The organism is Methanococcoides sp. (assembly GCF_030594565.1).
Lineage (GTDB): Archaea > Halobacteriota > Methanosarcinia > Methanosarcinales > Methanosarcinaceae > Methanococcoides > Methanococcoides seepicolus.
Genome location: NZ_JAUVEY010000070.1, coordinates 1 through 11,193, shown reverse-complemented (window position 1 = coordinate 11,193; position 11,193 = coordinate 1). Strand labels below are relative to the sequence as shown.

Sequence of the window (11,193 nt, the reverse complement as noted above, 5' to 3'; positions counted from 1 at the left end):
ACCTTTATGGAATCCACATAGTCGGAAACTTCATTAGCGATACGAAGGGCATGCTCTCTGTCAGTTACATCCAGAGCAAGGATGAGTCGGTTCTTTTTTTCCATTGGGCAACTCCTTTAAGGTCCGGTATCTCACCAGCCGAACATACAATAGCTGGTCCGTTTTATTTTAGTTCATTGTTCCCCTATTTCATTAACCTTTCTTTTCAGAGCTTCAACAACTGCCGGATCCTGGAGTGTGGATATGTCCCCTATCTCCGTTCCATTCGTAATAGCCTTTAGAACACGCCTCATTATCTTGCCGCTTCTCGTCTTTGGCAGCTCCTCGGTGAAGATGATCTTCTTTGGGCGTGCGATAGGTCCGATCTCATCCACCACATGCTGCTTCAATTCATCTTCAAGGAGTGAACAGGAATCACCACAGGATGATTCGAGGATCACATAGGCATAGATGACCTCTCCTTTTATCTCGTCTACTTTTCCATCAACTGCAGCTTCGGCAACCGAAGGGTGTGAGACCAGTGCACTTTCGATCTCCATTGTTCCGAGCCTGTGACCTGATACCTTGATGACATCGTCCAACCTTCCAAGTATCCAGAAATTACCGTCCTCATCCTTACGTGCACCATCACCGGCAAGGTACGTATCGGTTCCCCATTTGTTCCAGTATGTGTCAATGAATCTCTGTTCGTCTCCGTTTATGGTACGTATCATACTTGGCCACGGGTTCTGAAGGGCAAGGTAGCCTCCTGATCCCATTGGTACTTCATTGCCTTCATCATCCAGGATATTGGCTTTTATTCCCGGGAATGGTCGGGTTGCAGTTCCCGGTCTCATCGTAGTGATGCCCGGCAATGGGCTTATCATTATCATTCCGGTCTCTGTCTGCCACCATGTATCAACGATGGGGCATTTCGATTTGCCTATGATCTCATAGTACCAGAGCCATGCTTTTGGATTAATGGGCTCACCCACACTTCCCAGAAGTCGCAATGAGGATAGGTCATACTTTTCTGGGATCTCGTCTCCCCATTTCATGAAAGTGCGTATTGCGGTAGGTGCTGTGTAGAATATCGTCACACCGTATTTTTCAACAATGTCCCAGAATCTGCCCTTGTCCGGGTAATCAGGTGCTCCTTCGTGCATTACAATGGTGGCACCGTTGGAGAGAGGCCCGTAGACAAGATATGAGTGTCCTGTGATCCATCCGATGTCTGCAGTACACCAGAAAATATCATCATCCTTTAGATCGAAGATCCAGTTCGATGTCACATGTGTCCCGACCATGTAACCGCCGGTCGTGTGAACAACTCCCTTTGGTCTGCCGGTAGTTCCGCTGGTGTACATGATGAAAAGTATGTCCTCTGAATCCATGGGTTCAGGTTCGCATTCAGAATCCATGTTATGAATGACATCGTTCCACCATACGTCCCTTTCCTTTTTCATTGGAATTACGTTTGCGGCATGATCTACCACAATTACCTTTTCGACCGCCGGGGCATTTTCAAGCCCTTTGTCGGCTCTTTCCTTTTGCTGTATGAGATTTCCTTTGTGGAAGTAACCATTACATGTTATGACAAAACGGCTATGTGCATCTTCCACGCGCTGTGCCAGTGCTTCTGATGAGAAGCCAGCAAATACGACACTATGTGGTGCACCTATTCTTGCACATGCAAGCATGGCTATGACAGCTTCCGGTATCATCGGAAGATAGATAGTAACGACATCTCCTTTCTTCACACCGAGCTCTTTCAGACCTGAAGCAAAACGCGCAGTTGCATCCCTGAGTTCTTTGTAGGTGTATGTTTCGGAGTTCTCCATTTCTCCTTCCCATATAAGTGCGGTCTTATCACCATGCTTTAGGACATGACGGTCAAGACAGTTGTAGGATGCATTCAGTTTTCCACCGTTGAACCATTTTGCATGCGGAGGCTGCCAGTCAAGGACAGTGTCCCATTTTTTGAACCAGTCAATGTTCTCGGCCAATCCCTCCCAGAACCCCTCGATATCAGCCTCAGCTTTTTCATATATGTGAGGGTCGTTCATATTGGCATTTTTTACAAAATCTTCCGGTGGTTGGAATTCCTGTTGCTCTTTAAGTAAAGATTCTATTGTTTCTGTCATATGTCCCCAGTCCATATTTTTTTAATGTCGTATATAAAAGTTAACGATTAATCCTGTATATGTTTAGTGGTCTATATTTCACTCTTTTCAATAATTCTTGTATCATCTTATTTTTGTATTATGAATAATAATTTGTTCTCATATTCTTTTGAAAATAAGTTATATTCTAGTTATTCATAGCACTTTCTTATCGAGATATTTTCATATCGATCTTGAATGTATGCTTAATTTGTTTAATTTTTTAAATATTAATATTATTTAATAATACGAATCAACAAATTATTGATACTATGTTACTTTCATTCAGCGTATGACCTTTGATCACAAAACTGTAAAAGATGAAATTGCAGGCTGTAGGTACAATATTGAGACTTATTGAAAGGGTGCAGGAAAAAAGAGTGTTCCTATTTACTTATCTCCCATTGATAAGTGTGCTAAAAAATGTATGCGATAGCATAGCTTATCTTGAGAATGGAACTATAACAAGAATAGAGGAAATGTGATCTGTTCGTCATATGATAAGCGCAGGTATTAAAAAATTTGGGAATGGGGAGTGTGGTGGTACGTCTAAGAAACTACCTGCGCCATATGTTCTTTTGTTAACAATGTTATAAATAAATTGCGAATGTTAATCACTTCTTATTTATATTTAACTGTTCTGTCAATATCGGTTAGTTACTATTGGATCGTTAATATTTCCTCGAGCGGAACATCTGGGGCTGAAGCAGTGGTGGATGGTCTTCTTTGTAACGAACATTGTCCTTCTTGAACCGTTCGGACCCTTCTCCGGTTATGTTCAAAAAGATGTTCTCTTCCTTTTTCACATTACCTTCCTCGACATGGCGTACGGATATGTGCGCAAAAGAGACATTTCGTTATCACAATGCAAACGATAATCAACACCGTGATCAGTTCCGTATTGCATGCATTTTATTGTGAGATATCTCCTGGTATGAATAACAAAAAGGTCCATTATGTAGTTATTGAAATATCTTCTTTTCAGATCTGCTGATAGAATATACTGGGAGTTGCTCTGACATCGTTTACAGTTTTGGTCTGTCCATTGGGGTAGATGACTTCCATGGAATGCACTATGGTGTCGAGATCACGGCTGTCGTGGAGGTAGTAGTCATCACTGATCCTTGAGACATCCTTTAGCGATATCTTAACAGTGTCATATCCAACTTCCTCTATCTTTGCATTCTCATATTTTGAGAATATATCCATGAATGAGGATTCAAGATACCTTGTACCAAAGGCAAGAATGTACATTCTGGCAAAGAAATTGAGGTTATATGTTACCGTTACCGAGGCATCGGTCTTGTCAAAGCTCATGACCACTTTATCAAGGTGGATGATATCATTATTTTCTGGCATAGCGTATGCGCATATGGGTAGAAATGTGGAAAAGAGGACCAATAATATTACTATGAAAGAAAATGATCTCATATTCAGTTGAATTGTATTACAAGTAAATATTAGTAACGCAAAATATGAAACTATTGGAATAATTTGTATTTGGCGGGTCTAACACATGTGAAATCCGCAGAGAGTGCAACAATTTAACATTTTACAATCGATACATTCATATCTTGTGTGTTCTATTTCAACCTGCATTTAGCATCTTATATAGTTGAACGATTCGTTCCTTCAATGGAGCGATAATTCAGTGACCTTTATATAATGTATCATATTGATCAAATAATTATTAGATCTAAACAAAAAGGAGTATGAATATGGATAGTTTAATTTACCTTGCCCCTCTGGCAGGTATCGTAAGCTTGGCATTTGCTGCATTCTTTGCTTCCGGTGTTCTTAAGGAAGGAACCGGCACAAAGGAAATGCAGGACATATCACTTGCGATCCAGGAGGGTGCTATGGCTTATCTGAACCGTCAGTATAAGACCATAGCTGTAGTAGCAATTATTCTTGCTGCGCTTATGTTCTTCCTTCTGGGAGACGACAGTGGCAAGATCGCAATAGGATTCATCGTTGGTGCAGCTGCATCCGCACTTGCTGGATATGTTGGAATGAACGTATCTATCAGGGCTAATGTCAGGACAGCACACGCAGCTTCAAAGGGCTTGCAGGAAGCAATGTCCGTCGCATTCCGCGGTGGAGCTGTAACAGGACTTGCAGTAGTAGGTCTTGCACTGCTGGGTACCAGTGGTTTCTATATTATTTTCGGCGATGTTGACCTTGTGATCGGATTCGGTTTCGGTGCAAGTCTTATCAGCCTTTTCGCAAGGGTCGGTGGAGGTATCTTCACAAAGGCTGCCGATGTCGGTGCTGATCTTGTAGGTAAGATCGAGGCTGGTATTCCTGAGGATGATCCAAGGAACGCCGGTGTCATTGCTGACAACGTAGGTGACAATGTCGGTGACTGTGCGGGTATGGGCGCAGATCTGTTCGAGACATATGTCGTTACCGTCCTTGCATCAATGCTTCTTGGATCCCTTATCCTTGAAACATATCCAAACGCAATCCTTTACCCATTGATCCTCGGTTCAGTGGCTATTTTCGCGTCCATCATTTCCATGTTCTTCGTGAAGGTCGGCAGCGATGGAAAGATCATGAAAGCACTCTATAAAGGAGTTGCTGTATCAGCAATTCTTTGTCTGGTTGCATTCTACTTCGTGACCGATTCCCTCATGGGTGACATGAGATTGTACTACGCATCCATCGTGGGTATTATCATAATGGTATTGATGGTAGTATTTACAGAATACTACACTTCCACAAGCTTCCGTCCGGTCAAGACAATTGCCAAGGCATCCGAAACTGGTGCTGGTACAAACGTCATCTCCGGTCTCGCTATTGGATTCGAAAGTACGGTACTCCCAGTGATAATCATCATTGCAGGTATCCTTGGTTCCTACTTCATTGCAGGCGGTGCAACAGACCCTGCATTAGGTGTTTATGGTATTGCTATTGCAGCAGCAGCAATGTTGTCCACAACCGGTATGATCGTAGCACTTGACTCATACGGTCCTATCACCGACAATGCCGGTGGTATCGCTGAAATGGCAAAGATGCCTGAAGAAGTACGCAAGATCACCGACGCACTCGATGCGGTCGGAAACACAACGAAGGCTGTAACAAAAGGTTATGCCATAGCTTCTGCAGCACTCGGTGCAATGGCGCTTTTTGCAGATTACAGGTACAAGGTAAACCTCGAAGCAGGCTCGCTCAGCCTTGACAACCCTATTGTTATTGTTGGTCTTCTTATCGGTGCACTGCTTCCATTCCTGTTCACTGCTATCACAATGAAGGCAGTAGGAAAAGCAGCATTCGCTATTGTTAACGAAGTTCGCCGCCAGTTCAGGGAGATCCCTGGTATCATGGAAGGCACCACAAAGCCGGAATATGGCAAGTGTGTGGACATCGTAACTGCAGCAGCTATCCGTGAAATGGTAGTTCCAGGTATCCTCGCTATCTTCGTTCCACTTTTAGTTGGAGTCGTGCTTGGTCCGGAAGCTCTTGGTGGATTGCTTATCGGTATCATCGTTTCAGGTCTTCTCCTTGCTCTGACCATGAACAATGGTGGAGGAGCATGGGATAACGCAAAGAAACTTATCGAAGACGGCCAATATGGCGGGAAAGGTTCCGATGCTCACAAGGCAGCAATTGTCGGTGACACAGTCGGTGACCCATTCAAGGACACATCAGGTCCTGCACTTAACTCTCTGATCAAAGTCGTGAACATGATCGCTATCCTGTTCTCTTCTCTGTTCATCGGCAAGGGATTGTTCTGATTCGAACAATTTAAAAACGAATTTCGGGTCGGGAATATCCCGGTCCATTTCTTTTCTTTTTTTCTAATTTCAGTTTAATTTCATTGCTTTGAGTATATTGTCGAATGCCAAAGCTTAAGCTCTTCATCTTTGATCTTTCAGAATAATGAGGATGGCTGAAGGTCAGTAATAGAAGTTATTATATTTGGAAGAATACTTCTTCCCGTCAGCCAATTTGCTAATAATTCTATATGTATCGATAGTCGATCACTGCTTAAGGATTAAACGCGATATGGATTTTATCGATTTATCTCAATTTTAAGCATCCACCATCTCAAAGAGAACTCCACGCCGTGTCAGTTCTTCAGCTATCTCTTCATAGAATATTCCGGTACCTACAACGTTGTCATGTGTGAATGCCTCCACACGTCCTGCAGGACCGCCAACTGTTGTTGTCTGTGCACCACACGAAGGACTCTTGGGAACTCCCAGTACCTTAATGGCATAACCTTCCTGATAGAACTGTTCGATCATGTCTGCAAAAGGCTCAAAGAGTGAACGACAGAATCTCCTGTAATTTGGATTTTCAAGCTGGTCTCTGGTAATTTCCCTTCGGGATGCACCAAGATAGATCAGTTCCGGACATGGCAATTGTACAATGTTCTTTCCCTTTGTATCAACCAATGGAGGTGCCTTTATCCCTTTAAGCCTTGAACTTACATTTGCAAGACAGTGCCCGATAACCAGTATTTCCTTCCCCTTATTTTCTTCCAGAAAAATTCCTCCTCACTTGTTACTATTTAATTTCTGTTAGTAATTAAAGATGTGGCAAATATTGTTGTGCTGATGTTAAAGTGATCAGATCATCACAGATATTATATCTATGTAATATTTATATAATGTCAGCTACGGTTTAAGCCTGTCTCAAGGAGCTACTAAAAATGAATGAAGATCTTGGAAGAATATTGAATAAAGGGTTCGGCACCTGGTCGCATAATTATGGAATTGCTGTTCCTTTCTTTTTGAACATGATGGCATCGCTTTTCATTCTAATGATGGCTGTTTTCATAATACCGTTCATTGTAGCTGCAACGTCAATGTCTGATATTGGGGGCGCATCTTCGCTCACAACAGAAGAAAGCATGGAGCTTCTCATGTCTCTGTTCTCTGATAATATTGTTTTAGTTCTGGTGCTTGGTCTGATAGCATTTTTAGCCATCTCATTTGTCCAATCATATTTTGAGGCAGGGGCAATAGGAATGGCACAGGCGGCATCAGCATCAGGGCATACGACCTTCGATGACATGTTCCGTGCAGGAAAGGACAATGTTTTCAATCTTTTCCTTACTCGGATCATCATTTCGCTGATCTTTCTCGCGGGAATTGTGTTTATAATTCCTGGTATGCTCACCATGGGTGACTTCAATTCATTTATCGATAATCCCGAAAACGCCCTTCTCACAAGTATGTTATTACTCTTCGGGTTCTTACTATGGGGTCTTTACGTTCTGGTGATCGATATTATCTTCAGCATTGTCCGATTTGGTCTTGTCCTGGACCGCCTCGATCCCATGGAAGCCCTTGAAATAGGTTACAGTTTCTTCATGAACAACAAGTTAGTCGTATTTCTAATGTACCTGGTAGTGATCGGGATGTCGATAGCGATCAATCTTGTCGGTGAGCTCATCAGCTATGTGGAAGTACTTGCGAATGCATGGATATTTCTAAGTTTTGTTCTATCCTTTGCAGTGATACAGCCTCTTGTGACTGTATGGTGGACCCGTCTTTACATGGATCGGACTGGAAAAGAACTCTATGACATAAGCGATCTGCTCGAGTATCCCTGAGAACCAGCTTAAAAAATAGGTGGTAGAAGAGGCAATAGATAAGATCTACTGTATTCAACTGCGTCCAAGCAATTTGCAGGCCTGACATAGTTTTGCTGTACAGGTCTCCCCGCATACACGACATTTTGAGAGTTCGGCCTGAGGGTATTCTTTAGCGATCAATCCCACCGTTTTGTCGAAACCTCTCATTATGGAATATTTGGTTCCGGGGTGCCTGACCTCGAACTCATTTATCATATCCCTGACCTCCCCCCTCAGGGCTTCATGCGCATAAGGACATTCGCTCATATCGAAGGGCAGCTCATTGACGATCGCATACAGAGCCACTTCCTTTTCGGGAACTTTTCTCAGAGGTTTTGCACGAAGGACAAGCCCCTCGATCGCCCGCGGAGGTGAGAGCCTTATCATCCTATCGACATCTCCTCCGAGGTGGTTCATCATTATCGTCTGTGCTTCATCATCAAGGTTATGGCCGGTGGCAAGTTTGGTGGCACCTATCTCATTTGCGATCTTGTTCATGAGCGATTTTCTTAAGACACCACAATAACTGCATGCACCAAGTTCTCTTTCCTGTGCTGTCAGTTCATCAAGGGTCTTATCATACTCATCTTTAAAAGAGCGGACAATATGTCTGATACCAAGTTCGGATGTCAGCTTTCTTGCCTTTTCCAGAGTTTCCTCGCGGTACCCGGCTATCCCCTCATCAATGGTAAGAGCTACAATCTCAATATCTCTTCTCATGCCGAATATCTTGTGTAAAAGGTATAACAGTACAACGCTGTCCTTTCCTCCGCTCAATGCCACGGCAATGATGTCACCTTTTTCGATCTTATACTGTTTTCTGATGGTGAGTTTCACCTTACGTTCAACATCTTCGATAAAGTGTCTCTTGCATATGTGCATACCGGAGTATTTCTGGAATATGATGGCGTCCCTGTTACATTTCATGCATTTGATAGACATTGGGAAGAGCTCCTTTCTTTCTCAAAAGGAACTATGATATTAGAACTTTGGGGTAATGGGCAAGTTGTAAAAACATCACTCTTCTAAAAATTTGAGTGCATGTGGTTTCGAATCTTACCCCTCGCACGGGGTGAAGGGGATATATACAAAGAAAAATATGGCAATGCGGCTGTGCAAACATTACACACGACCACACTTAAAACATCTGAAAATAAACCGAATTCTTGAAAATTATTGTTTGCCCTATCAAATCATAATATGTTAAAATGAATTATTGGTTCTGAACAATTGTCAATATATCATAGTGATAGAGCATTAATCGTGTCAGCTCCCTTTTAGCTAAAGGTCTAAAATGAGCAATTTTTTCTTAGTTTTCAAGGTATTATTAAATTAGTAATTATATATTTTTGTTTTGTAGTTCTAAAAAGCCTTATTTTAATAACCATCAACATTATTTTCCCGATAACAATATAAAATCGCATCTGCGGCTTAGCATGTATATATTTGACATGCATAAAACCTAATACTCAACAAAACATTTAGCCATTAAATGAAAGAAAAGGAGTTTTTGAGTTTCAGGGACTGGTTTCACCGCTATGTCAGCTCTTTCTACACAGATGACGATTTTATCCAGCAAAACGTCATGCTTAAGGAAGGACATAGTATCAGGGTATGTGATAATGCCTCTCTCATCACAAAAGCTGAAAAACTGGCTGATGATGACTTATATCTTGCAAAGACCATTGCTCTTTTTCACGACATTGGTCGTTTTGAACAAATTAATAAGTACAGGACCTTCAGGGACACGGACTCGGAAAACCATGCTCTTCTGGGAGTAAATATCTTAAAAACAGAAGAAGTAATTTCAGGTCTTAAAGATGAAGAACAGAAAATAATCCTTACAGCAATCAGAAACCACAATGTGCACATTTTGCCGTCCCTTCCTGACAGAAGAACTCTCCTTCACTGCAAAATCATAAGGGATGCAGATAAACTGGATATCTATAAGGTTCTAACAGATTATTTTATCGTAAAAGCAGACTCTCCAAACCCGGCACTGGATCTGGAACTGCCTGATTCATCAGAATATTCCCGTGATCTTTTACAGGATATATTGAATAATCGGGTTGCAAGTACAAAAAATGTTAAGACCTGCAATGATATGAACCTTACCCGGCTGGCGTGGATATTTGATATGAATTTTATTGAAACCATAAGGCTTGTCCGGGAAAGGGATTATATCGGGAAGATAGTGACTGCTCTGCCACAAAACTATGAAATTGCCGAGATCCGTATTTATCTGGAAAAGTATATGAATACGATTCTGGAAGGAAGGTAAAACTATACCGGGCCTTTTAAAGAACATAGCATTCAATGTAAACGGCTTATCACTCTTGGCATTCTGTTTCATGTAATGAAAAGTACCCTTCGAGAAAACAATCTTCTTCCATTCAGTGTAAGGCATGTCAACAATCTTCTTCCTCAATAGCTCAGAATCATCCCTCTTCCCCACTTTCGTTCATCATCTCATCGCTAATTAATTTTCCATCTTCGAGGGTGATCACTCTGTCAACATACTCAGTATGCCAGTGTTCATGTGTTACCATTACAATTGTCTGGCCATAATTGTCATTCAGGTCTTTGAACACATCCAATACTTGCTTTGAGTTGTTGGTGTCCAGATTGGCACAGGGCTCATCGGCAAACATTATGTCGGGCTTTTTGGCTATGGCTCTTGCAATCGCTACTCTTTGCTTTTCTCCACCGGATAATTCATCAGGGACCCTGTCCTGTTTTCCCTTTAGGCCGACCTTTTCTAATGCTTCAAGGGCAGTCTCATAAGATTCCTTTTTTGATTTTCCTTCCATCATGGAGAGCACATAAACATTTTCGGCAGCACTCATCTCATTGATGAGTGCATAGTCCTGAAAGACATAACCGACCTGTGTCAGCCTGTAATAACTTCTTTCAGCTTCAGGCAAGCTGGAAACCTTTAATCCCCTTATGGTGTATTCTCCGGCGGTCGCATCGTCCAATAGTGCCAGTATCCTTAGCAAAGTCGTTTTCCCACTACCGGATGCACCCATAATGGCTACGAACTCCCCTTTCTTTATCTCGAAAGAAACACCATTGAGAGCTCTGACAGTAGTTTCCCCTGACCCATAGTATCTTTTCAGGTCTTTCACAACGATCATATCATCTTCCCCATATGGCTTTGAGTATGCTCTCTTTTGATACACTCCAGGCAGGAAGTGTTCCGGCTATCACTGACAGTGTAAGCATGGTAATTATGCTTTGAATAAGCAGCATAGGATCGATCACGGGCCTTATTTCCATGGTCTCATAGAATACCACTGGATTTGCCTGGAAGTAAAGCATGAGTGATAAATATAAAGCCAATCCTGCGATTATTCCTAAAGAAACATAGAATGTACTAAGGAACGCATAGGACAATACTATTGATCTGGGGGTAATGCCTATTGCTTTTAAAATACCGATCTCTTTTTTCTTATTAAGTATGTTGAT

The 11,193-nt window shown here is 42.1% G+C and carries 10 protein-coding genes; 3 read left to right on the top strand and 7 right to left on the bottom strand.

Going from position 1 to position 11,193, the window contains the following annotated elements; all coding sequences use genetic code 11:
- Positions 1 to 173 precede the first annotated feature (173 nt).
- From acs to QAS77_RS07110, 3 genes are all read right to left on the bottom strand, one after another.
- The gene (gene acs / locus QAS77_RS07120; RefSeq protein WP_305064640.1) at positions 174 to 2,123 is read right to left on the bottom strand and encodes an acetate--CoA ligase; all 1,950 of its coding nucleotides are present in this window, start codon (positions 2,121 to 2,123) and stop codon (positions 174 to 176) included.
- Between the two features lie 689 nt (positions 2,124 to 2,812).
- The gene (locus QAS77_RS07115) at positions 2,813 to 2,947 is read right to left on the bottom strand and encodes a hypothetical protein (protein ID WP_276575130.1); all 135 of its coding nucleotides are present in this window, start codon (positions 2,945 to 2,947) and stop codon (positions 2,813 to 2,815) included.
- A 175-nt stretch (positions 2,948 to 3,122) separates the two neighbouring features.
- Complete coding sequence (locus tag QAS77_RS07110) at positions 3,123 to 3,500, bottom strand: hypothetical protein (RefSeq protein WP_250868719.1); 378 nt, start codon at positions 3,498 to 3,500, stop codon at positions 3,123 to 3,125.
- A 359-nt stretch (positions 3,501 to 3,859) separates the two neighbouring features.
- Between QAS77_RS07110 and QAS77_RS07105 the strand changes: the two genes are divergently transcribed.
- A complete protein-coding gene (locus QAS77_RS07105; RefSeq protein WP_305064638.1) occupies positions 3,860 to 5,878 on the top strand; it encodes a sodium-translocating pyrophosphatase in 2,019 nt (672 codons plus the stop codon).
- A 297-nt stretch (positions 5,879 to 6,175) separates the two neighbouring features.
- Here QAS77_RS07105 and QAS77_RS07100 read toward each other — a convergent pair whose 3' ends face one another.
- Positions 6,176 to 6,541, bottom strand: a complete 366-nt coding sequence (locus QAS77_RS07100; RefSeq protein WP_305064637.1) for a hypothetical protein — start codon at positions 6,539 to 6,541, stop codon at positions 6,176 to 6,178.
- A gap of 257 nt (positions 6,542 to 6,798) precedes the next feature.
- Here QAS77_RS07100 and QAS77_RS07095 point away from each other — a divergent pair, with 257 nt between their 5' ends.
- Complete coding sequence (locus QAS77_RS07095; protein ID WP_305064636.1) at positions 6,799 to 7,704, top strand: hypothetical protein; 906 nt, start codon at positions 6,799 to 6,801, stop codon at positions 7,702 to 7,704.
- A 54-nt stretch (positions 7,705 to 7,758) separates the two neighbouring features.
- On the opposite strand, the gene QAS77_RS07090 is transcribed toward QAS77_RS07095, so the two are convergent.
- Positions 7,759 to 8,667: a TIGR00269 family protein gene (locus QAS77_RS07090; protein WP_305064635.1), complete on the bottom strand. Its 909-nt coding sequence runs from the start codon at positions 8,665 to 8,667 to the stop codon at positions 7,759 to 7,761.
- A 550-nt stretch (positions 8,668 to 9,217) separates the two neighbouring features.
- On the opposite strand from QAS77_RS07090, the gene QAS77_RS07085 reads away from it, so the two are divergent.
- Positions 9,218 to 10,006: an HD domain-containing protein gene (locus QAS77_RS07085; protein WP_305064633.1), complete on the top strand. Its 789-nt coding sequence runs from the start codon at positions 9,218 to 9,220 to the stop codon at positions 10,004 to 10,006.
- A gap of 157 nt (positions 10,007 to 10,163) precedes the next feature.
- On the opposite strand, the gene QAS77_RS07080 is transcribed toward QAS77_RS07085, so the two are convergent.
- Both QAS77_RS07080 and QAS77_RS07075 read right to left on the bottom strand, forming a co-directional pair.
- Positions 10,164 to 10,862 (bottom strand): ABC transporter ATP-binding protein, encoded by a 699-nt coding sequence (locus QAS77_RS07080; RefSeq protein WP_305064632.1) that lies wholly within the window; start codon positions 10,860 to 10,862, stop codon positions 10,164 to 10,166.
- A 1-nt stretch (position 10,863) separates the two neighbouring features.
- The coding region (locus tag QAS77_RS07075; RefSeq protein WP_305064630.1) for an FtsX-like permease family protein at positions 10,864 to 11,193 on the bottom strand (330 nt) is incomplete at its 5' end.